This is a genomic window from Candidatus Chryseobacterium colombiense, assembly GCA_029203185.1.
Lineage (GTDB): Bacteria > Bacteroidota > Bacteroidia > Flavobacteriales > Weeksellaceae > Chryseobacterium > Chryseobacterium colombiense.
In genome coordinates this window covers 3,100,345-3,122,223 of the sequence record CP119310.1, presented here as the reverse complement: position 1 = coordinate 3,122,223, position 21,879 = coordinate 3,100,345, and the positions used below count along the sequence as shown (strand labels likewise).

Sequence of the window (21,879 nt, the reverse complement as noted above, 5' to 3'; positions counted from 1 at the left end):
AGATTTCAGGATTTGATCTGATTTCTATTATCTTAATGTCTTTTCTATAAAGAAAAACTTTCTCCGCACCCACATGTTCTTGATGCGTTCGGATTGTTAAAAACGAACCCTTTTCCATTCAAACCTCCAGAGTATTCTAGGGTGGTACCTGCCAAATAAAGGATTGATTTTTTATCTACAACAATTTTTATGTCATTGTCTTCAAAAATCTGGTCTGCGTCTGTTTTTTGGTTGTCAAACTTCAAAACATATTCTAAACCAGAACATCCTCCGCTTTTCACGCCCACTCTTATATAGTCTTCAGCTGGGTTAAAGCCATCTTCTGTCATCAGTTGAATAGCTTTTTCCTTTGCGTAATCTGATACTTTTATCATTGTATTTATTTAGAATGATTTACTTTCTGCAAAAATACGAACTAATTTCCGCAATCTCAAATTGAAGATATCTATTTTAATGATTCTGTTAGTAATAAGATTATCATTAATAGATTAGATAATGTTAAAAAATGTATAAATTTTCCCTATCAAATCTGCAGATTCTGTTTTTGATTTAACTTTGGACCGTATTTTTTATCTATTAAAAAAAATAGCAGTGAAACAGAAATTACTTGTTTTTTTTGTATTGTTTTCATTAACAATGTCCTACGGACAGACAACACGGTTTATTTATGAAACTTTGGTAAATCCTGATTCTATCAATCTGGTAACGATGAAGACAGAGAGAACTTTTCTAGATATAAAAGCAAATCGATCCTTATTTATCAGTGAAAATAAATTAATCAGAGACTCTTTATTTGCCTCTTTTAAGCCTGAAGAAAAAGAAAACAGAAAAAAAGAGGAGAAAGATTTTTCAAAATCAGGAAAGATAAAAAGACCTGAAGCTACTTTTTTTGAATATTTTATCACAAAAGATATTCCTGAACAAAAAATTTATTATCATGACAAAGTAGGGGTAAAGCAAATTTATTATCAGGAAGACCGACCTATAAAATGGGAAATCACCAGTGATATTGGCAAACAAAATGGCTATAACGCTCAAAAAGCAACTACTAATTTTGGAGGAAGAATCTGGACAGCATGGTTTACAAAAGATATTAATATCCCCGATGGCCCTTACAAGTTTTCAGGTTTACCAGGACTTATCGTGAAGCTGGAAGATGATAAGGGAGACTACAGGTTTGATCTTGCCAAGAAAGTAATGCTTCAAAATGCTTTTGAAGAGCTAATAAGTTCTGATGCAAGGCAAAGCACCCGAATTAATTTTAACGGAGACAAGGCTGCTTTGGAATTGGAATTTATGAAAAATAGAAAAAATATGGCTGGAAATGGAGAGGGGATGCCCAACTTCGGTGGTGGTGGACGACGAGGAGGAGGTATGAACCGAGGAGGAATGCAGGGCGGAGGAATGGGCGGCATGCAAGGCGGGATGGGACATCGAGGCGGCATGGAAGATGGAATGCAACAGATGCCCAATATGAATACTGAAAACAGGAGTTCTTCAATGATGAACAAAGCTCCTCAAAATCCAATTGAATTAAGATAAAAAATGTAAATAAATGAAAAAATTAGGAATTGTAGCTTTAGCGCTATTCATCCAGACAGCTTTTGCACAAACCAACAGATTTGTGTATCAGGTTACCATGAAATCAGACGCTTCTAATAAAAATGATGTAAAGACAGAAAATGCCTACTTGGATATTTCGGCGGAAAAGTCTCTTTTCTATTCTGAAAACAGATTTAAAAGAGATTCTATTATGCAAAAAGCTTTTCAAAGTGGAGGCGGAAGAGGAAGCTTTAACAGAGATCAGATGGAAAGTTTGAGATCAAACATCAATTACTCTGTTGAAAAGGATAAAGGAAATCAAAAAACAATTTATAAGGACAGATTAGGCCGGGATATTTATGTATACGAAGAAGACCGTCCAATCAACTGGAAAATTTCTTCTGAGACCACTAAAATAGGAGATTATAAAGTTCAAAAAGCCGAAACAGATTTCGGAGGCAGGAAATGGACTGCTTGGTTTACTACAGATTTACCGTATCAGGATGGTCCTTATAAATTTAGTGGGCTTCCGGGGCTTATCATTAAAGCTGAGGATGATAAAGGAGATTATTCTTTTGACCTGATGAAAAATTATAAAATCTCAGAAATTCCTGCATTAAACCAATTTGGAAATGTTATAAAAGTAAAAAGAACTGATTTTGTAAAACAACAGGAGAAGTTTAAAACAGATCCCATGTCATTCATGAACCAAGGCGGCGGCGGTGGAATTGCTGCTCCGATGAGAATTGGCGGTGGCGGTGGAAACCAAAATCCCGGTGATATGAGAAAAAGAATGGAGGAAAGAGTAAAAGAGGAATCCAAAAGAAACAGCAATCCTATAGAACTGCAATAAACTAAAAATCCTGAAGTTTTTCTTCAGGATTTTTTATTTGGAATTAATTATTATTTAAAATCTGGTTAAAGGTATTCCCTTGCTTAATATCTCCAGTATTATATCCTTTCATAAACCATTCTTTTCGCTGAGCAGAAGATCCATGCGTAAAGCTTTCCTGATTTACATATCCCTGTGATCTTTTCTGGATATTATCATCCCCCACTGCTTCTGCAGCATCTATTGCAGACTGAATATCTCCCGGTTCTAATATATGTTCTCTGTTATCTGTCTGTTTTGCCCAAACTCCCGCATAAAAATCAGCCTGAAGCTCTGTAGCAACTGAAACTCTATTCACCTGCGCTTCGGAATAATTTCCACTTGTTCTTGCTTTATCAGTTTCGGTCAGAGTTCCCAATAGGTTTTGCACATGGTGTCCCATTTCATGGGCCATTACATAGGCAATAGAAAATTCGGTCACTTTCGCTCCAAAACGTTGTTCCAGTTCTTTAAAAAAGCTCATATCCATATACACCGTCTGATCTACAGGACAATAAAAAGGTCCCATTGCAGATTGAGCGGTTCCACATCCAGATCGTGTAGTATTTTCAAACAAGACAACTCTTGCAGGCGTATATTTTATTCCGTTTTCAGCAAAAATTTTAGTCCAGGTTTCTTCATTTTCAGCGGTTACCATTTGAACAAAATCTCTCACTTTAAGCTCATTGGCATTAAGATCGCGCTGTTCGGTTTGCGCTCCTCCATTTCCCATATTTCCTGAAGAAAGAATAGAAGAAGGATCTCCTCCCAGAAAAAATACAATTGCAGCAATGATAAGCGTACCAAGACCTCCTCCAACAATTGCACCACCACTTCCAGAGCCTCTCCTGTCTTCTACATTACCACTTCTATCGTCTGTCCATTTCATATTTTAGTTTATTTATATGTAAATTTAAAATAATATCATTACTAAATAATTACTTTTGTGAAAAATTAAAGCTAAAGTGAAAAAAATTCAAATTTTCCTTTTATTATTGGGAATCGTAAGTTTAAACTCATGTAATGAAGAATCTAAGGAAGATGAGGTAAGCAGCATCGACAAAAGTGCTTCCATTGAAACCGAACTTTCAGTAAAGCATATTGACACCGCAGATGTTCTCATCACCAAACATAAGATCTGGAAAAACAATAAACTTTTTAAAGAGATCATTAAAACAGATACCATTCCTTCTTTGGGGGATACTCTAATCAGTGGTGAAGATAAAGAGGGGTATGAACAATCCGCAAAAACTAAAAAAGATTACGAATTTTATATCACTGTTCAGTAATGAAAAAATCAAGTTCTATAAAATTGCTTTTTGTAACAGGACTTCTCGCTTCATGTACTCAAAACAAACCTGAAGATCAATGGAAAACTGAGAAAAAAGTATACATGAGATCTGATACCACAGCTTCTTATACCAGAAGCCATGGTTTCATGCCCGGATATTTTTGGTATCATGCATTCAGACCTTACGGTTCTTTTCACAACGGTTCTTATCAAAGAGCTGGATATTACAGTGATGCTATCAGTTCCAAATCCAATGTCGGCAGAAGTACCTATAAAGGGAATGTAGTAAGAGGCGGACTGGGCAGAAGCGGATTTAGAGCATCATCATAAGTATGGAAAGAATTACATCAGGTTTCCGAAAAAACTGGGAACACAAACTTGAGAATTTAGGCTTTGGATATCATTCTTTAGATAGTCTTTACTGGGATGAAAGCCATTATTATCAATTCTCATCAGAAGAGATCAATATCATAGAAAATGCAACTGCCGAGCTTTGGCAAATGTGCCTCGAAGCAGTTGATTATATTATTGAAAAAAACCTTTGGCACCGGTTCAATATTCCGGACTGGTTTAAAGACTATATCATTACAAGCTGGGAAGAAGATCACCCTTCTATCTATGGCAGATTTGATTTCGGTTTTGATGGCAAGAATCTAAAGCTTTTAGAATTTAATGCAGATACTCCGACATCGTTATATGAGGCATCTGTAGTGCAATGGTACTGGCTTCAGGAAATGTTTCCGTATAAAGATCAGTTCAACTCTATGCATGAAAAGCTGGTTGATTACTGGAAGTACCTTAAAAACTATATGAATCCTCATTATATCTATTTCGCATCACTAACGAATATTGAAGATGTAACAAATGTGGAATATTTGAGAGACTGTGCTACTCAAGCCGGATTTGATACTGAATTTATCGCGATTCAGGATATTGGCTGGGCAGAAGATATTGAAGAATTTATTGCCGGAGACAAAACCATTATGGAATATATTTTTAAATTATATCCTTATGAATGGATTCTTGATGATGGTTTTGGAGAAAAGCTGGTTAAAAATAATTTCAGATCTCAATGGATAGAACCTGCCTGGAAGCTACTGCTTTCCTCAAAAGCAATCTTACCTATTCTTTGGGAACTGTATCCTAACCATCCTTATCTGCTTGAATCGTATTTTGAGCCAAAGCATTTAAAGGATTTTGTAAAAAAACCGATATATTCCAGAGAGGGAGCAAATGTAACTTTGTTTAAAAATAACATTCCTTTAGAGCAAAACAGTGGCGTATATGGTAAGGAAGGATATATTTATCAGCAGCTTTTTGATCTTCCGAATTTCGATGGAAATTATCCTGTTATCGGAAGCTGGGTGATAGGTCAGGAATCAGCTGGAATCGGCATTAGAGAATCGGTTCATTTAATTACCAATAATCAAAGTCGTTTTATTCCTCATCTTATAGGTTAAACAATAAAAAAGGAGCTTAATCAAGCTCCTTTTTCTTTTTATATTCAATTAAGAATGTCCAAACCCGATGTTTCCTTTTTTACCGGATAAATTCTTCTTAAAATCGATCATTCTTAAAGCGGTTACTGCTGCTTCCACTCCTTTATTTCCAAGGTCTCCTCCACTTCTTGCAATCGACTGCTCTTTGGTATCATCAGTCAGTACACAGAAAATGGCAGGTATATCGGTAAGAATATTACAGTCTTTAATCCCCTGAGCTACTGCAGAGCATACAAAATCAAAATGAGGAGTTTCTCCACGAATCACACATCCAATCGCAATTACTGCATCATATTTTCGCTCTTTGCAAAGCTGCATACTCGCATAATTTAATTCAAATGCGCCAGGAACTGAGAAAAGAGTAATATTTTCTTTTTTCACGCCTTCTTTTTCAAGAATTTCCAGTGCTGCATCACGAAGATTGTACGTTACAAAATCATTCCACTCAGAAAAAACAATGCCGATTGAAAATTCATCGGCATTCGTTATATGAAGTGGCTTGTAATCGGAAAGATTAACTGTTGCCATGTTTTAATAATATTTAGTCATTTCAATATAAGAATCAGACATTCCGTTGTCGTAGTCCTGATATTTTTCATCAATTGTAGCAAAATACTTTTTAGCTTCAGCATTTTTCTTAAGACCTAATGCCACAATTCCTGCTTTTCTTGTGAAATAATAGCTTGTGTAAGGATCATCTGAAGCTGAAGAAGCTTTGTCTAATAAGCTAAGTGCTTCATCATTCTTGTTAAGACCTGATTTTGCATCTGCCATTGCTCCGTACTTCATAGCCATCAATGTTTTGTTGTCTGAAGAAAATTTATCTAAAAGATCATATGCTTCCTGAAATTTTCCTTCTTTAAACTTCAACAATCCTGCATTGTAAGCAGAAAGTTTTCCAACTTTAGTTCCTGAATAGTTTTCATACGTTCCTAAAAACCCAGGATTAGCAGCAGATTTACCACCAAGCGCTTCTTTATCTTTTCCTTCAGCAGCATATTTCTGTGCAGCAAGGTAACTTTTTACAGCTTCTACGTTCTTTGGAGCTTCTACAAATTGCTTATAGCCAAAAAAACCTAAAACTCCCAAAATCAAAACTCCGAAAACGATTCCTATTTGTTTTGAGTATTTTTCAAGAAATCTTTCAGTGTTTAAAGCTTCTCTGTCAAGATCTTTAAAAAATTCTACTGTTTCTTTACCTTCTTGCTCATTGTGAGCATTCTTTTCCAATTTTGCCATAAGTTTTTAAAAATTGAACTGCAAATTTAATTGTTTCTTAGTGATTTACAAAATACTTTGTGCGTATTATTAATAAAAGTGAATAAATAGTAAATGAAGGCGGCAAATTGCTAATCATTATTTACAAAAAAAGCTTCATAAATCGTGTTTATGAAGCTTTAACTATGTATTTAAAATTTTAGTATTCTAAAATATGATAGATTTCTGCGTTAAACTTTTTAAGTTTTTCATCTCCATTCAATCCTTTCAATCCGATCAGAAAGCTGAATTGTGAAACCGTCGCACCTTGTTTCTCGATCAATTTTGCAGCAGCTTCTGTAGTTCCACCTGTTGCTAACAGATCATCGTGAATCAAAACTCTTTGCCTGGGTTTTATCTGTCCTTCGCGAGTTTCAATTATAGCACTTCCGTATTCAAGGTCATATTTTTCTGAAATAATCGGTGGCGGAAGTTTTCCTGCTTTTCTGATTAAAATAAAAGGAACTTCCAAAGCAACCGCAATCGCAATCCCGAATAAATACCCGCGGCTTTCAATTCCGCAAACAGCATCTATTTTCCCTTTGCTGAAACTTACCAAATCTTCTATTACTTCTTCATACAGTTTTGGATTCAGAAATATCGGCGAAATATCTTTAAACTGAATTCCCGGAATGGGAAAATCAGGGATATTCTCAATGGTACTTTCGAGTTTTTTGATAAGGTCCTGTGAAGCCATTATGGGTTTATTTTATAACTGGAAATCTTCCAGTCGCCATTTACATTTTTAAGTCCGAAAGTTACTTTTAAAGAAGTTGTTTTTCCACTTTTATCGGTAACGTCGTATGTGGCATTTACACTTGCCCCATTTGTGTTGGCTCCAGTAGTCGTGATATTTTTAACGCTTACATTTTTCACTGCTCCAAATCCTGAATTTGGATTTGAAAATGATTCATAACTTCCCCAGCTTGGATTGCTCGATGCATTGTAAGCTGCTTTAAGGTTTTGTGAGCTTACATTATTCAAAAAGCTGTTTACCGTAGATCTTGGATCAGCAGCCGGCTGTTTTGGTGTTGCAGGCGTTGCCGGTGCAGCAGCTGGATCAGTAGGAGTTGTCGTTGGTGTTGCTCCAGGATTATTGGGGTCTATTACAGCAGGATCCTGATTAACTGCAGTAGAATCTACTTTAGGAGGTGCCGGAACCTTTAACGCTGCAAGATTAACATCCAGTCCGATTTTAGACATTTTGAATGTTTTGGCAGTTGTTTTTACTGAAACTGTAATATCAATTTTACCGTCAATTACCTTAGCCGCAGGAATCGATGAAAACTTTAAATTAAATCCTTTAAAATTATTATCCTGCATCAGGTTTTTCGCAGTGGCAAGCTTCACTCCGTTGCTGAACACTTCAAGAGTTGCTTCTAATCCTGCTCCTGTAAAAGATACCGGATTTCCAGCATTGTCTACGAGTCTCGGAACAATTTGCAAGGCAGTTGGCGCTCCGGTTCCATCGTCACCAGTAGGTCTTGTAAGAATGCTTAATGAGTTGGCTCTTACATCGTTCGCATCACTTTCTTTTGCTTTATCGTCCCCGAAAATATTCATTTGACCCAAAGATGGCGGTGCTGTACTTGCCCACTCGATACCGTTTTTCTGAGCTACTTCATCTGCCATGGCCATGATTTCCGGAACTTTTTTACCGTTAATTAACTGTCCTAATGCTTTAAGCTCATTAATATCTCCATCAGCATCTACTCCAAACGTTTTTAAAATATATAATGCCTCATTAAATTTAATCTGCTTTATAGTAGGCAGACTTGAAGTCATATCATTAATACTTGACTGTAATGTTTTTGTATTCGTTGCATCTACATGATCTTTTTTACATGCCGTAAACAGCAATAAACTGAGAATTAGTAGAAAAGAAAACTTTTTCATTTTTTCCGGGTTTGCTGCAAATTTAGTAAAACCATTTATTAATGCAGATTTTATTTTTTATTTTCTTGCTGTTTTAGCTAACTCCTGATGAAATTATTGAAAACAGTCTGTAAATTGACAGAATAGAAGTTTTCCCTTCTATCATTACTATTAATCAATGTTTACATGATTACTGTGATGTTATAAAATTATTTAAACATGTAACTTTTAAAATAAAATATTAGTTTTGTTTTAAACAGAACTTATGATCAGAAAAAAGATTGAACAGGTCAACCGTTTGGTAAAAGATATGGCAGCTTTTGGAAAAATTAACAAAAATACTCCCGAAGATACTTCCAAAGCTGTTCTTGTTCATATTAATAACCACACTCTTTATCACCGTTTTTTTTATTTGCTGTTGAAGTTTTACAAACTGGCAGGATATAATGTTTATTATCCAATGAATTTTTCAAAATTTAGAAATATACGGAACAAAGAGAAATATCTCAGTTTATTGGTAAAAGAAGAAAACTTTTTAATTGTTAATCCAAAATATCAACCTGAAAATTATATTGAAATAACAGATGAAATGTTCAGCCCTGATTATTTTGCCAGTTATTTTGAAAATGGAAACAAAACCGATGATGTGTTTCATATTCCAATGAGTTTTCATCCTTTAATGTACCATCATGGAATGTGGAATGATGAAATTGATCTGAACAGAAAAAGATGCAATTCAATTTTTTGTTATGGTAATTTCGATGCACAGGCTTATCTCGATATTGAGAGAACAGAATTTTCTGTAATTTCAAGAACGGAACTTCTTAGCTATTTCAAAAATCAACCAAACTTCATTTCACCTTCAGGAAAGTCAGAGCTATTAAAAAAAATAAATGAGGACAGTATGGAAAGAAAATATGCTTTTGCGATTAGAGAGCATTTTACCCTGCCCATGGAAGATGTGAGGGAGACTTTATCTTATTTTAACTTCTACCTTTGTTGTCCGGGAGTGGTAATGCCTCTATGCCACAATGTGATTGAAGCAATGTCTGTAGGAACAATTCCATTGATTGAGAAAGAATATGCAAATGTTATGTATCCGAATTTAACTCATAAAGTTAATGCAATCATTTTTGATGGCATGGAAGATTTGGAATCTATTTTAAATGAGATATTTGACATCCCTGAAATTGAGATATTGCAGATGAGAGAAAATGTTTTAAAATATTTTCAAGATAATCTTACTCCAGACAGCGTCGTGAATCATATCAATGATAGTATTAAAAATAAGAAGCTAATTTATTTACAGGCTGAACATCGAAGTGTCAAATTTGTCAAATAAATACTCTGTCTGTTTATCAAGTTCATTTCTGAAGCTTTAAAATCAGAACAATATTATAAAAAAAAGACCAATCAATGATTGGTCTTTTTATGTATCTCGTTACAAGTCCTTAGAAAGGATACTCATAAATTTCAGATTCGTGTAGGAATGGGTTTCCTGTAGGAATTAATTTTAGCTTAGACAATGCTGAAAGCACAGTAAACATAAATAATCCAACTACGAATAGGATTGCTCCCAATACCAATAAGAATACTTCAGGAGTGTTCCAGTATGGACCTACCGTTCCCGGCATTACCATATTGAAGTAGTCTAGAATGTGACCACAGATAACTACTACAGCCATTGTCGTAACTACTTTGTAATTTCTCTTGATACTGCTACTTACTAATACTAATAATGGTAACAAGAAGTTCACAATAAGCATTGGTAAGAACGTTGGAGAATAGTGTTGGAATCTTCCAAAGAAGTAGTTCACTTCTTCCGGCACGTTTGCATACCAATAAAGCATGAACTGTGCAAACCATGTATATGTCCAAAGCATACTTGTAGCGAAAAGGAATACTCCTAAATCGTGTAAGTGATTATCATTGAACTGAGGTAAGAAACCATTTTTCTTTAAATAAACACTGAAAATGATGATTACTGCAATACCACTTGAAAGGCAGCTAACCATTGAATACCAGATATACATTGTAGAATACCAGTGAGGGTCAATAGACATCAACCAGTCCCAAGCCCAAGCTGCAGAAGCAAATCCGAAGAAAGCGATATATCCTACTGCCCATCTGTAAAGCATTTGGTACTCTACTTTAGATTTAGTCTCATCTACTTTCTTAGACTGAGCTTTCAGTTTCCATGCAAAGAAAGATGCTCCCAATACATAGATGAAAGTTCTTACAGCGTAGAAAGGTATATTTAAGAATCTTTTCTTTTCAAATAGGATCACATCGAAGTGAGCAGAAGTTGGGTCTGTCAAATCAGGATCCATCCAATGGAACAAGTGACCATTATGTGTGATGTTTATAATCATCAATATAATTAAAATAGCACCACCCCAAGGAATATAAGAAGCAATAGCTTCCATTACTCTTGTAATAATGATTGGCCATCCTGCATGTGCAGCGTGCTGAATAGAATAGAAGAATAATACACAGCAGCTAACTCCAAAGAAAAATACAGCTACGAAATGTATTGCTGCTAAAGGCTGGTTGTGAACCTGCAAAGTAGCGTGCTCAAGGTGAGCAGCATGATCCTGAGGTCCTACCATTTCACTTGAATGTGTAGGTGCAGTATGACCAGAAGCATGAACAGCCTCCATCATTTCTCCTATTTTTTCAGTAGAAAGTCCCTTATTCATAAAGAAACCAATACCAAATAGAACTAAACCTACAACAAGAAGGATTATAGAAGTTGATTTTAATTTTGGTGAAAAACTATACATTTCTTTTCTTATTTTTTAGTTTCGGTAGTCGTTTCAGTTGTTGCAGGCGCTGCTGCTGGTGCTGCCGCTCCTTTTTTGAAAGCACTCATCACATACATGGCTACTCTCCATCTGTCTCCAGCATTCAATTGACCTGCGTAAGATCCCATGTTGTTTCTACCGTTCGTTAACACATAATGAACAGATCCTACAGTAATGTCTCTGTCTGCATAATTAGGTACACCAGAATATGCTCCACTTTGTACGATAGGTCCTTGTCCGTCACCTCCTACACCATGACAAGCAGCACACGTTTTTTCAAATAACAGTTTTCCTCTTTCAATATCTTTTTCTGCATTGGCAGGATTTAAAGGAGAAGATGTTACCGTTTTCGCTGCAGTATAACCTGCATTATACTCATCTGTTGTTTTTGGAAGTAAACTTTCTTCAAAAACTCCGTCTTTATTCTGAGGCACTGATCCTTCTACCGGAGAAAGACCTGTTGCTCCATTATTTTTAACAAATGCCGGAATTTCATTTTCATGATCTGAATAAGCATCCTGAGCTTTCATCAACGGATCGTAAGCTACTGGAAAATACATATCCGGAAAATACACCAATGGGGTATTTTCTTTCGGTCCGCAAGAGTTAAGTAAAACTGTTGTTAAACCTAAAACCGCTGTAATTCTTAATACGTTCTTTTTCATTTTAAGCATCTTTAACAGTTATTTCTTCAACTCCAGTTTCAATTAGCAACTGCTTTACAGATTCTACATCTTCAGTTACGAATTCCATCATGAATTTATCATCCGTTGTTCTTGGATCAGGGTTTTGTGCAGGAGCTCCAGGATACATTTTGTTTCTTACTAAGAAAGTTAATGACATCATGTGAGCAGCACAGAATACCATAAGCTCAAACATTGGAACTACGAATGCAGGCATGTTGTGAGCCCAGTCAAAAGCAGGTTTACCACCAATATTTTGAGGCCAGTCATGATTCATCACATACCAAGTTACAGTAGCACCGATAGTAACACCGTAAAGAGCATAGATGAATGCAGCATCAGAAATTCTTGTTTTCTTTAACCCTAAAGCTTTATCTAGTCCGTGAACAGGGAATGGAGTATAAACTTCGTTTATTTTAATTCCTTTATCGTTGAATGCCTTAACGCCGTTCATTAAATCGTCGTCGTCAGCATAAAGTCCGTATACAATTTTAGTGGTGCTCATCTCCTTCTTTTGCTTTATAAGTTTCACCTGAGATTTTCAAAATCGATTTTAATTCAGCCTGTGCAATTACAGGGAATGTTCTTGCATATAATAAGAATAATACAGAGAAGAACCCGATTGTTCCTAAGTATACACCCACATCAATGATCGTCGGCTTAAACATTGTCCAAGATCCTGGCAAGTAGTCTCTAGAAAGGTTGATAACGATGATATCAAAACGCTCGAACCACATACCGATGTTGATAATCAAAGCAACGATGAATGTCCAGATAATATTCGTTCTCAATCTCTTGAACCAGAAAGATGCAGGAACAACAAGGTTACAGATGATTAGCGACCAGAAAGCCCACCAATAAGGTCCTACTGCAGCACCTGGAGAAAGATAAGTAAAGTCTTCGAATCTAGATCCAGAATACCATCCGATGAAATATTCAGTTGCATAAGCTACTGTTACCATACCACCTGTCAAGATAATTACGATGTTCATAATTTCGATATGATACATTGTAATATACTCTTCTAAGTGACATACTTTTCTTGCAACCAACAATAGGGTCTGTACCATTGCAAATCCTGAGAAGATCGCACCAGCAACGAAGTAAGGAGGATAAATTGTAGAGTGCCATCCTTTAATTACTGAAGTCGCGAAGTCAAAAGATACGGTAGTGTGTACTGAGAATACAAGTGGAGTTGCCAAACCTGCAAGAACCAAAGAAAGTTCTTCGAATCTTTGCCAGTGTTTTGCTTTACCACCCCAACCGAATGCAAGGAATGTATAAATTTTCTTAGTCCAAGGAGTCTTCGCTCTATCTCTGATCATTGCAAAGTCAGGGATTAGTCCCATGAACCAGAATACAGTTGATACTGAGAAATACGTAGAGATCGCAAATACGTCCCAAAGTAGAGGCGAGTTGAAGTTCCCCCAAAGAGAACCGAACTGGTTTGGTAAAGGGAATACCCAATATCCTACCCAAACTCTACCCATGTGAATTACCGGGAAGATTGCCGCCTGTACCACCGCGAAAATCGTCATCGCTTCCGCAGATCTGTTTACAGACATTCTCCATCTCTGTCTAAATAATAATAATACCGCTGAGATTAGGGTTCCGGCGTGACCAATACCTACCCACCATACGAAGTTGGTGATATCCCAACCCCAGTTAATAGTTCTATTAAGCCCCCATGCTCCAATACCTGTCCCGATAGTATAAGCGATACATCCGAATCCATAGATGAATAGAACTAAGGCTGCATATAATGAGATCCACCATAATTTACCTGCTCTTTCTTCGATAGGTCGTGCAATATCTTCTGTGATATCGTGATAAGTTTTGTGACCAATAATTAGAGGTTCCCTTATCGGAGCTTCGTAATGTCCTGACATTTTTTACCTATTTATTATTTAAACTTTATTTTTCTACTCTGTTTCTTACTTTAGTGTGATAGAACACATTTGGCTTTGTTCCGATCTCTTCAAGTAAATAATATCTTCTGTTGCTAGAGTACAATTCTCTTACTTCAGATTCTTTGTCATTCATGTCCCCAAACGTCATTGCTCCTGTAGAACAAGCTTTAGAACAAGCTGTCTGGAATTCTCCAGCTTTCACTTTTCTTCCTTCTTTCTTCGCTTCAAGAATAGTTGCCTGAGTCATTTGAATACACATAGAGCATTTCTCCATTACCCCTCTCGTTCTTACAACTACATCTGGATTTAATACCATTCTCCCTAAATCGTTGTTCATGTTGAAATCGAACTTATCGTTTAGGTTGTATGTAAACCAGTTGAAACGTCTTACTTTATATGGACAGTTGTTTGCACAATATCTTGTACCAATACATCTGTTGTATGCCATATGGTTTTGGCCTTGCTTACCGTGTGAAGTAGCCGCAACCGGACATACAGTTTCACATGGAGCGTGGTTACAGTGCTGACACATTACCGGCTGGAAGATAACATCAGGATTTTCAGCAGGGTGGTTTAATGCCCCTCCTTCTTTGTTGAATGCAGTTCCATACAATTCAGGAACAGCTAATCCATCTTTTAATCCTTCATAAACTTCTACTTTTTGTTTAGCAGAATAGTAACGGTCAATTCTTAACCAATACATATCTCTAGACATTCTGATCTCATCTTTACCTACAACAGGAACGTTGTTCTCAGCCTGACAAGCAATAATACATGCTCCACAACCTGTACAAGAGTTCAAGTCAATTGATAAGTTAAAGTGAGGTCCGTCTGTATCATCAAAAGCATCCCAAAGATCTATTTTTCTTGCAGGAAGTGCTCCACTGATTGTATGATATTCCAATGGTTTATTCCATCCATTGTGCTCATCATCAAATGCTACGTTCAGATAATCAGCCAAAGGAACTTCTTTAGCGATTTCGTAACGTCCCATTAGTGTATTTTGAAGCTGGATACCTGCGAACTCATGATCTTCTCCAGTTTTTTCGATTTTAGCGTTAGCAACAACTAAGTTAGAACCGTCAAATAAAGGATAAGCATTTACACCAGTATCCGCTGTAGCTCCTGAATCTTTTTTACCATAACCAAGCGCAAGACCTACAGATCCGTCAGCTTGTCCCGGTTGAACGAACACAGGAACATCTTTTATTGTTACTCCGTTCACAGTAAGATTTACGATAGAACCATCCAACTGCATTCTCGCGTTAAGATCGTTATCAATACCCAATCTTTCTGCGTCTTTCGGAGAAATTGTCAAGTAGTTATCCCAAGACATTCTTGTCAATGGATCCGGTAATTCCTGCAACCAAGGGTTGTTTGCCTGAGTACCATCTCCCATAGAAGTCTTAGTATACAATACCAATTCTAAATCAGAAGCTTTGAAAGCACTTAGTTCAGCAACAGCCTGAGCACCGTTTCCACCTGCGTAAGACAAAGTCGTAGCGTTATTAGAAACATTGATCCCGTTATATAAAGCTTTGTTGAAAGAAGTTGCTCCTAAGATAGAAGTTGCGCTAGCTTTTAAATAATCATAATAATTATTAGCTGCGTTATTCTTCCCATTTTTCCAAACCAATAGAGATTCTTCAATCTGTCTTGATTTGTAGATTTTCTGAATCGTTGGCTGCATTAATGAATATACCCCTGTCTGAGGCTCAATATCACCCCAAGATTCTAGCCAGTTAGCTACAGGAATTACAGCCTTAGCTGCTTTGTACATTTCATTTTTCTTATCAGCAACTGCGATTACATAAGGAACTTTAGTTAAAGACTTTTTGAAATCTTCTCCTTTATGATAAGAATAAATCGGATCTACATTGTTAGCGATCAATACACCAACCTCACCTGCATTTACCCATCCAAGGAATTCCTGGAATCTTGCTTTATCGAAATCTTTTAGGAAATTAGCTTTACCTGTGAAAGCAACAGATCCTAATTTTTGGTTAATTAAGTGTGCTAAAACCTGAGCACCTTTAGAACCATCTGCAAAAACAACAGCCTTGTTACCTTTTGCCAATAATTCTTTAGCCAATTCAGAAGCAGTCTTATCTGAAGTACCTCCTCCTACGATGGCGTTGTAAACTTCAACTAAAGTTTTGTTTACAGCACTTGGTTTCAGTCTTACTCTTTCGTCAGCATTTGCCCCTGTGATCGACATGTTTGATTCTACTTGTACGTGTCTCAACATGTTTGCACCCGGCTTTCTTGCTGCTGCATATGAAGTTTCTAAGCTTCCTGCGTTATAGTCTCCTAAGAAATCAGCCTGGAAAGCAACTACTAGCTCAGTTCCTTTAAGGTCGTAAACCGGTAATGCTCTTGCTCCGAAAACTTCCTGAGCTGCGTCTAATGCTGCAGCATAAGGGAAAGCATCGTAAGTTACTAATTCTGCTGTAGGATATTTTGCTTTAAATTCAGCAAATAATTTTTTGAAAGTAGGTGAAGCAAAAGAATGTGATAATAACACAATTCTTTTACCTGCAGCTTTAGCTTCTTCTAACCCTTTAATTACAAAACTGTCTACTTTATCGAAAGTTTCGTCTTTACCTTCAAATTTAGGTTGTTTTACTTTATCATTATCATAAAGAGAAAGTACACTCGCCTGAGCTCTTGCATTTGTTTTCCCTAAATCACCAGCAGCTGGGTTCGGCTCAATTTTGATAGGTCTTCCTTCTCTGGTTTTTACTAAAACACTAGCAAAGTCAAAACCGTCGAAATATGTTGAAGCGTAATAATTTGGAACTCCCGGAATAATATCATGTGGTTTTACCACGTAAGGAATCGTTTTAATTACTGGAGCTTCACAAGCAGCTAATGTTACCGCTGCCGTAGAGAAACCTAATAGTTTTAAGAAATCTCTTCTTGAAGTACTAGAACCATTCTGTTCCGCGTCTCCAAGGAAATCTTCTACAGGAATTTCTTCCTGGAACTCTTTCTGAGCCAGCTTATTGTTTAAAGCCGGATCTTTAAGTTCATGAATACTTCTAAATTGTATTTTGTTTGAAGCCATTTATACTTCTAATTTTTAGTTATTAATAATGACATTTACCACACTCAAGACCTCCAATTGCATCTACAGTAATCTTACCACCGTCTTTAGGGTATTGTTTTTTCAATTTGTCATGTAGATTTTTGAAGTATTCTTTATTATAACCGTTGTTCATATCAACCTCTGTAGTTCTGTGACATTCGATACACCATCCCATAGTGAAATCATTAGCCATCTGAACAACATTCATTGTATCGATCTTACCATGACAAGCTTTACAAACAACATCAATTTTGTTCGTTGGATTCTTTTTGTTGAAAGAATTAATAATCGCTTGCTCACCTGCTACTACGTGTTGAGAGTGGTTAAAGTAAACAAAGTCTGGCATGTTGTGGATTCTTGTCCATTCAACCGGCTGAGTTTTTCCTGTATATTGTTGTTTTGCAGGATCCCAACCTGTTGCAGCATAAATTTTCTGGATTTCTCCATCGTAGAATGCTTTATCTTTTCCAGGCTCCATGTAATGTTCTGCGTTGTATTCACCGATTGCTTTGTGACAGTTCATACAAACATTCATAGAAGGAATCTCAGATACTTTACCGTATTTAGCACTTGAGTGACATAACTGACAGTCGATTTTCTGTTCTCCTGCGTGAATTTTGTGAGAGAAGTAAATTGGTTGTTCAGGCTTATATCCTTTGTAAACACCAATCCACATAATCCAGTTCCAAACACCATAAGTTGCTAATAAAGCAAGGATTGCGATCAATCCCTTACCTACATAGTGGTATTTTTCATAAACTTCGCTGAAAGATTTTACTCTTGTTTCGTTTAGCCCCGCTAAGTCTTCAGACTGACCCAGTTTCACAAGCTGTCTTAGTTTTACTAAAATCCAAACTAATAAAGCTGCAATAGCTAAAAGGGAAATGATGACAACATTTGTTGTTGTGCTGCTTGCCGGAGCCGCCGTTACTTCCGCCCCTTGCGCTGCTGTTTTTTTATCAGCTGCAGGCTCTGGAGCCGGAGGATTAGTTGTGTATGCTAAGATGTCATCAATATCCTTATCTGAAAGATTCGGAAAGAGCTGCATCTCAGTCTTATTAAATTTTTGAAAAATCTCATTGGCGTATTTATCGCCAGATTCTCTGACTTCCTTGTTGTTCTTGATCCACTTGTGAAGCCACGCTGTATCTTTGCCGCCTTCTGTCTTAACTCGTTCTACCACTCCTTTCAAAGGTGGACCTACAACTTGTTTGTCTAGCGCGTGACATGCAGTACAATTCGCTTTGAAAAGTTTCTCGCCGTTTTTCGGATCGCCGTCTTGCCCGTAAATTGAAGCACTGGTTGATAACAATAAGCCTATTGCAACCAACGTTTGTTTATAATGCTTTCTCCAACTAATCATTTAAATTATCTTATGTTAGTAAAATATTGAACATTCAATCAATTCCGCAAAAATAATATATTTAACAGAAATTTAACGGCATATAGAAAGGGGAAAATATCATTTCAGTTTAATTTGTATTGATTCTAAATAACTCAGTTTGGTATAATTTTTTATTTGTATAAATTTGCTGAAACAACTTTTAAATGAAAAATTTGATAAAATTATTTTCGATATTATCCCTGATTAGTTTTTATAATATTGATGCACAACAGGTTGTAAAAAAAGACACTTTATCCGGCACAGAGCTTATTATAAGCATGGACCCCCGAGTAAATGATGCATTGACGAGTCTGGAAGATAAATGTGCTAAAGTTTCTTACGGTAAATCTTCTAACATTATAGACGACGATACCCCTTCCAGACCCACAAAAATTCTGGTTCCGAACAGAGAACTTACCAATGCTGAAATCTGCAGAAAAAATCCTAGAATTTTAGGATACAAAATACAAATTACCACTGTAAAAAGTAATGATGAAGCCAACGAAATCAAAACTTATTTCAGAAAGAGATTTCCGAATCTAAAAGTGGAAACTGATGCTTCATTGCGGCCTAATTACAAAATTTTGGCAGGAAGTTATTTCAGTAAACAAAGTGCTGCTTCCGATCTTTCTAAAATAAAGGAATACTTCAAATCTGCCGTTGCTGTACAATACAGAATTTTCTGTGCAGAAGCCAAATAATCAAAGAAATACAAAAAATAAAAGCTGAGAATTTTCTCAGCTTTTTTATTGATAAAATTTATTCAGAAAGTCAAAAAACTCTTCCATTCTTAAATAGTTATTATATCCTAAGTAAACCAACAATACACTCACAACTGCAGTAAGCAATGATAGCATTTTCGGTGAGGATTTATATGCATAAAAAAGCCATCCTAACAACAAAACATACACAAAAACAAAATGGCCTCCGTAGATATAGGACGTATGTAACCCAAATCTCATAAAGCAGTGGATAATAATATCTATAGCGAAAGAAATGACAATAATCTGAACAAATTTATTTTTAAAATTTTTACAATAACTCCACAAAAGAAGTCCAATTATTGAAAAGACAAACAGATAGGAAACCGGTGACGAATACACGTCCATAAACAACCCTTTGTAATGAAAGCCTTTCATATTATGTTTATCTCTGATGAAAAATCCCGGGAAGAGCATATTTCCTCCAAAAAAGAAAGAAACAATCATATCCCAAACTGAGGCCGGCTCAGCATTCGAAAATTTTTCATACTGACTGCTGGTTTTGGAGAAGATATTCTCATACTTGAACTCAATTCTGTTCAGATAAAGCAACACAAAGCAGATTACCGTTACCAAACCTCTTATAAACGCGTTCAGAAGTTTTTTCCAGCTTTTAAATAAATCTTTTTCAAAAAACACAGGAATAAAAACCTTTACCAAATTGGTAATGGTAAGTCCTCCGATAGTAACCCCCGCAGTAACCAATGCTAATGGAGAGATCTTTTTGTCATTTTTAAGCGTTGTTGCAGCATAATAATTGAAAAGCATTAATAAAAACAGCGTGTAGGTAAAGTTTTCCGGAGTAAAGGAAAGCAGAATCGCTGTAGAAAAAACAGAAAAGAAAGCAATCAGTAAAAAATTGATTATTAATGGCAGCTCAATAATATTTTTCAAATATTTAAAGATTTGCACAATACTTAAACTTACCATCAGATTACTCATCCAAGCTAAAACCAATCTAAAAGTATCATCTTTCTTTCCACCAGAAAAAAGAAAAGCGAATTCACGCAACCAATTGAAAAAATAGTAAGACAATGGGTGACGCTCAAAGCTCCCTCCCGTCATCACAATAGAGCGGTTGTCAAAACTAAAATAAGCATCCCAGGGAATTCTATCATCGAAAATTACGGTATAATTCACCGCTATATAAGACCCTAAAATCCCATAGACACACAGAAAGAAAAGGAAAATACCAAGTTCTATAAAAGTGGAAGGAAATACTATTTTAAAAAAACTGTAAAGTTTTGATTGTATGGACACTCCTAAAATTTTTGCAAAAGTAAAAAATACAACCTGAAATGAATAATTATTTTCAATTATTCACATATGAAAGTCTATTACTCCAATATTAAGAGCTACAAGACAACATAGAACAACCCGAAACATCATCATATTTCGATGGTCTTTTTACAGAAAATTCAGGAAATTTTTCTTCATAAGGATTTTCTAATGCTCCGATTAATTTTTCAAGCAAAATAGTCTTTCCATTTTCAATTTCTTCAATGCATTCATAAAGAAGATAATTTCTCAAGGTGAATTTAGGATTGGTTTTCTGCATTAATTGTAAAGATTCTTCTCTTGAAATTTCATTTTTCTCAAGCCTTAATTCATATTGATTGATAAAATTTCTGATTTTTGAAAAAGCTTCATCTTCTAATGGAACATATGAGATATTTTCAAATTCAACTTTCAAATCAGGATTCTCACCAATTCTTTCCAACACATTAAAAAAGAGTGTATAATCAAGTTGAAATTCCTGCATCAAACCCTGCCAATTGATAAAAAACTCTTCATCACTTTCTAATAATTGATCAAATCCAAATTTATTGCACAACATATTGTCGTGTCCTTTCCAAAAGTAATCTCCGAATTTATTTAGGGTATCTTCTAAAAACTTCTCGTCTTTTATAACTGGATGAAGTGCATTGGCCATCTGCCAAAGATTCCATTGAGCAATCTGCCCCTGTTTTCCAAAAGCATATCTTTTTCCCGGAAGGTCTGTCGTATTGGATGTAAAATTCAGATCATATTCATCCATCATTGAAAATGGTCCGTAATCTATCGTAAGGCCGAGAATTGACATATTGTCGGTATTCATTACCCCATGTACGAAACCGACCCTAAACCACTCCACCATAAGATCGGCTGTTCTTTTCGCTACATTTTCAAAAAAGTCTTTATACTTTTGATTTCCTTCAGATTGGATTTCAGGAAAATAATTCTTTATGGTAAAATCCAGAAGATCCTGCAATGTTTTATATTCCTGTTGAGCAGACAATAATTCGAAGTGCCCAAACCTTAAAAAGCTTTCTGCCGTTCTGATAACCACCGCTCCTTTTTCTTCCTGAGGATTTCCACTATATAAAATATCTCTTACTACCTTTTCTCCTGTAAAGCTTAAACTTAATGCTCTTGTTGTAGGAATGCCCAAATGACACATTGCCTCACTCATGAGATATTCTCTAACAGAAGATCTGAGTACCGCTCTTCCGTCCGCATGCCTTGAATAAGGCGTTGCTCCGGCTCCTTTCCATTGTATCTCGTTTTTCTCTCCTAACTGGTTTTCAATTTCTCCTGCATAAATTGCTCTACCATCTCCTAATTGTCCTGCCCAGTTCCCAAACTGATGTCCTGCATAAGCAGTTGAATAGGGTTTAATATTTTCAGGTAAATGATTTCCTACCAAAAAACCGAGATCTTTTTCTTCATAACTGCCTAATCCAATTTTTTCGGATAGCTTTTCATTAAAAACAATAAGTTCAGGATTTTTAAATTCGACTGGAACAACTGTCGAGAACAACACTTTAGGGGTCATTCTCTGCATTGGATTTCCAGAAAAATCTCCTGGAAAAACCTCTTTAAATGGCTGCTTTATATTAGTAAGATTCATATACCAAAGATATTAATTTGATTA

At 36.0% G+C, this 21,879-nt stretch carries 21 protein-coding genes; 7 read left to right on the top strand and 14 right to left on the bottom strand.

The features are described 5' to 3' along the window. Positions 1-44 precede the first annotated feature (44 nt). The gene (locus P0Y62_14110) at positions 45-374 is read right to left on the bottom strand and encodes an iron-sulfur cluster assembly accessory protein (protein ID WEK68975.1); all 330 of its coding nucleotides are present in this window, start codon (positions 372-374) and stop codon (positions 45-47) included. A 217-nt stretch (positions 375-591) separates the two neighbouring features. Between P0Y62_14110 and P0Y62_14105 the strand changes: the two genes are divergently transcribed. Further along, positions 592-1,542, top strand: a complete 951-nt coding sequence (locus P0Y62_14105) for a GLPGLI family protein (protein WEK68974.1) — start codon at positions 592-594, stop codon at positions 1,540-1,542. A gap of 13 nt (positions 1,543-1,555) precedes the next feature. Further along, the gene (locus tag P0Y62_14100; protein ID WEK68973.1) at positions 1,556-2,395 is read left to right on the top strand and encodes a GLPGLI family protein; all 840 of its coding nucleotides are present in this window, start codon (positions 1,556-1,558) and stop codon (positions 2,393-2,395) included. Between the two features lie 43 nt (positions 2,396-2,438). Here P0Y62_14100 and P0Y62_14095 read toward each other — a convergent pair whose 3' ends face one another. Then, on the bottom strand, positions 2,439-3,302 hold the full coding sequence (locus tag P0Y62_14095; protein ID WEK68972.1) for a zinc metallopeptidase: 864 nt from the start codon (positions 3,300-3,302) through the stop codon (positions 2,439-2,441). 76 nt (positions 3,303-3,378) lie between these two features. On the opposite strand from P0Y62_14095, the gene P0Y62_14090 reads away from it, so the two are divergent. The 3 genes from P0Y62_14090 to P0Y62_14080 are packed head-to-tail and all read left to right on the top strand — an operon-like array spanning position 3,379 to position 5,164. After that, positions 3,379-3,702, top strand: a complete 324-nt coding sequence (locus P0Y62_14090; GenBank protein ID WEK68971.1) for a hypothetical protein — start codon at positions 3,379-3,381, stop codon at positions 3,700-3,702. Further along, entirely contained in the window at positions 3,702-4,034 is a 333-nt protein-coding gene (locus P0Y62_14085) for a hypothetical protein (GenBank protein ID WEK68970.1), read from the top strand. The genes P0Y62_14090 and P0Y62_14085 overlap by 1 nt, the downstream gene beginning before the upstream one ends. Further along, a complete protein-coding gene (locus P0Y62_14080; GenBank protein ID WEK71813.1) occupies positions 4,031-5,164 on the top strand; it encodes a glutathionylspermidine synthase family protein in 1,134 nt (377 codons plus the stop codon). The genes P0Y62_14085 and P0Y62_14080 overlap by 4 nt, the downstream gene beginning before the upstream one ends. 48 nt (positions 5,165-5,212) lie before the next feature. Here P0Y62_14080 and ribH read toward each other — a convergent pair whose 3' ends face one another. From ribH to P0Y62_14060, 4 genes are all read right to left on the bottom strand, one after another. Next, positions 5,213-5,731 (bottom strand): 6,7-dimethyl-8-ribityllumazine synthase, encoded by a 519-nt coding sequence (ribH, locus tag P0Y62_14075; protein ID WEK68969.1) that lies wholly within the window; start codon positions 5,729-5,731, stop codon positions 5,213-5,215. Between the two features lie 3 nt (positions 5,732-5,734). After that, positions 5,735-6,442: a tetratricopeptide repeat protein gene (locus P0Y62_14070; GenBank protein ID WEK68968.1), complete on the bottom strand. Its 708-nt coding sequence runs from the start codon at positions 6,440-6,442 to the stop codon at positions 5,735-5,737. Positions 6,443-6,620: 178 nt separating this feature from the next. Further along, positions 6,621-7,157 carry an adenine phosphoribosyltransferase gene (locus P0Y62_14065; protein ID WEK68967.1) on the bottom strand — a complete coding sequence of 179 codons (537 nt, stop codon included), beginning with the start codon at positions 7,155-7,157 and terminating at the stop codon, positions 6,621-6,623. Beyond that, positions 7,157-8,356 carry a hypothetical protein gene (locus P0Y62_14060; GenBank protein ID WEK68966.1) on the bottom strand — a complete coding sequence of 400 codons (1,200 nt, stop codon included), beginning with the start codon at positions 8,354-8,356 and terminating at the stop codon, positions 7,157-7,159. Before P0Y62_14060 ends, P0Y62_14065 begins: the two co-directional genes overlap by 1 nt. Positions 8,357-8,600: 244 nt before the next feature. Here P0Y62_14060 and P0Y62_14055 point away from each other — a divergent pair, with 244 nt between their 5' ends. Then, positions 8,601-9,677 carry a hypothetical protein gene (locus P0Y62_14055; protein ID WEK68965.1) on the top strand — a complete coding sequence of 359 codons (1,077 nt, stop codon included), beginning with the start codon at positions 8,601-8,603 and terminating at the stop codon, positions 9,675-9,677. 109 nt (positions 9,678-9,786) lie between these two features. On the opposite strand, the gene P0Y62_14050 is transcribed toward P0Y62_14055, so the two are convergent. Genes P0Y62_14050 through P0Y62_14025 form a run of 6 tightly spaced genes read right to left on the bottom strand, consistent with a single transcriptional unit; the run spans position 9,787 to position 18,183 of the window. Continuing rightward, positions 9,787-11,118, bottom strand: a complete 1,332-nt coding sequence (locus P0Y62_14050; GenBank protein ID WEK68964.1) for a quinol:cytochrome C oxidoreductase — start codon at positions 11,116-11,118, stop codon at positions 9,787-9,789. Between the two features lie 8 nt (positions 11,119-11,126). Then, positions 11,127-11,813, bottom strand: coding sequence for a cytochrome c (locus P0Y62_14045; protein ID WEK68963.1), 687 nt, complete (start codon positions 11,811-11,813; stop codon positions 11,127-11,129). Continuing rightward, complete coding sequence (locus tag P0Y62_14040) at positions 11,806-12,327, bottom strand: DUF3341 domain-containing protein (protein WEK68962.1); 522 nt, start codon at positions 12,325-12,327, stop codon at positions 11,806-11,808. The genes P0Y62_14045 and P0Y62_14040 overlap by 8 nt, the downstream gene beginning before the upstream one ends. Further along, a complete protein-coding gene (gene nrfD / locus P0Y62_14035) occupies positions 12,314-13,711 on the bottom strand; it encodes a polysulfide reductase NrfD (GenBank protein ID WEK68961.1) in 1,398 nt (465 codons plus the stop codon). Before nrfD ends, P0Y62_14040 begins: the two co-directional genes overlap by 14 nt. 25 nt (positions 13,712-13,736) lie before the next feature. Beyond that, positions 13,737-16,799 carry a TAT-variant-translocated molybdopterin oxidoreductase gene (locus P0Y62_14030; protein ID WEK68960.1) on the bottom strand — a complete coding sequence of 1,021 codons (3,063 nt, stop codon included), beginning with the start codon at positions 16,797-16,799 and terminating at the stop codon, positions 13,737-13,739. Positions 16,800-16,821: 22 nt separating this feature from the next. Beyond that, positions 16,822-18,183, bottom strand: coding sequence for a c-type cytochrome (locus P0Y62_14025; protein WEK68959.1), 1,362 nt, complete (start codon positions 18,181-18,183; stop codon positions 16,822-16,824). A 185-nt stretch (positions 18,184-18,368) separates the two neighbouring features. On the opposite strand from P0Y62_14025, the gene P0Y62_14020 reads away from it, so the two are divergent. Continuing rightward, positions 18,369-18,905, top strand: a complete 537-nt coding sequence (locus P0Y62_14020) for an SPOR domain-containing protein (GenBank protein WEK68958.1) — start codon at positions 18,369-18,371, stop codon at positions 18,903-18,905. Positions 18,906-18,950: 45 nt separating this feature from the next. On the opposite strand, the gene P0Y62_14015 is transcribed toward P0Y62_14020, so the two are convergent. Both P0Y62_14015 and P0Y62_14010 read right to left on the bottom strand, forming a co-directional pair. Continuing rightward, positions 18,951-20,225 (bottom strand): DUF6080 domain-containing protein, encoded by a 1,275-nt coding sequence (locus P0Y62_14015; GenBank protein ID WEK68957.1) that lies wholly within the window; start codon positions 20,223-20,225, stop codon positions 18,951-18,953. Positions 20,226-20,313: 88 nt separating this feature from the next. Then, positions 20,314-21,855: a YdiU family protein gene (locus P0Y62_14010; GenBank protein ID WEK68956.1), complete on the bottom strand. Its 1,542-nt coding sequence runs from the start codon at positions 21,853-21,855 to the stop codon at positions 20,314-20,316. Positions 21,856-21,879: the final 24 nt, after the last annotated feature.

What these genes read in the sequence shown, in the direction of transcription:
- P0Y62_14110 (WEK68975.1), bottom strand. Translation starts at nt 374, where the DNA reads ATGATAAAAGTATCAGATTACGCAAAGGAAAAAGCTATTCAACTGATG.
- P0Y62_14100 (WEK68973.1), top strand. Translation starts at nt 1,556, where the DNA reads ATGAAAAAATTAGGAATTGTAGCTTTAGCGCTATTCATCCAGACAGCT.
- P0Y62_14095 (WEK68972.1), bottom strand. Translation starts at nt 3,302, where the DNA reads ATGAAATGGACAGACGATAGAAGTGGTAATGTAGAAGACAGGAGAGGC.
- P0Y62_14085 (WEK68970.1), top strand. Translation starts at nt 3,702, where the DNA reads ATGAAAAAATCAAGTTCTATAAAATTGCTTTTTGTAACAGGACTTCTC.
- ribH (WEK68969.1), bottom strand. Translation starts at nt 5,731, where the DNA reads ATGGCAACAGTTAATCTTTCCGATTACAAGCCACTTCATATAACGAAT.
- P0Y62_14070 (WEK68968.1), bottom strand. Translation starts at nt 6,442, where the DNA reads ATGGCAAAATTGGAAAAGAATGCTCACAATGAGCAAGAAGGTAAAGAA.
- P0Y62_14065 (WEK68967.1), bottom strand. Translation starts at nt 7,157, where the DNA reads ATGGCTTCACAGGACCTTATCAAAAAACTCGAAAGTACCATTGAGAAT.
- P0Y62_14060 (WEK68966.1), bottom strand. Translation starts at nt 8,356, where the DNA reads ATGAAAAAGTTTTCTTTTCTACTAATTCTCAGTTTATTGCTGTTTACG.
- P0Y62_14055 (WEK68965.1), top strand. Translation starts at nt 8,601, where the DNA reads ATGATCAGAAAAAAGATTGAACAGGTCAACCGTTTGGTAAAAGATATG.
- P0Y62_14050 (WEK68964.1), bottom strand. Translation starts at nt 11,118, where the DNA reads ATGTATAGTTTTTCACCAAAATTAAAATCAACTTCTATAATCCTTCTT.
- P0Y62_14045 (WEK68963.1), bottom strand. Translation starts at nt 11,813, where the DNA reads ATGCTTAAAATGAAAAAGAACGTATTAAGAATTACAGCGGTTTTAGGT.
- P0Y62_14040 (WEK68962.1), bottom strand. Translation starts at nt 12,327, where the DNA reads ATGAGCACCACTAAAATTGTATACGGACTTTATGCTGACGACGACGAT.
- nrfD (WEK68961.1), bottom strand. Translation starts at nt 13,711, where the DNA reads ATGTCAGGACATTACGAAGCTCCGATAAGGGAACCTCTAATTATTGGT.
- P0Y62_14030 (WEK68960.1), bottom strand. Translation starts at nt 16,799, where the DNA reads ATGGCTTCAAACAAAATACAATTTAGAAGTATTCATGAACTTAAAGAT.
- P0Y62_14025 (WEK68959.1), bottom strand. Translation starts at nt 18,183, where the DNA reads ATGATTAGTTGGAGAAAGCATTATAAACAAACGTTGGTTGCAATAGGC.
- P0Y62_14020 (WEK68958.1), top strand. Translation starts at nt 18,369, where the DNA reads ATGAAAAATTTGATAAAATTATTTTCGATATTATCCCTGATTAGTTTT.
- P0Y62_14010 (WEK68956.1), bottom strand. Translation starts at nt 21,855, where the DNA reads ATGAATCTTACTAATATAAAGCAGCCATTTAAAGAGGTTTTTCCAGGA.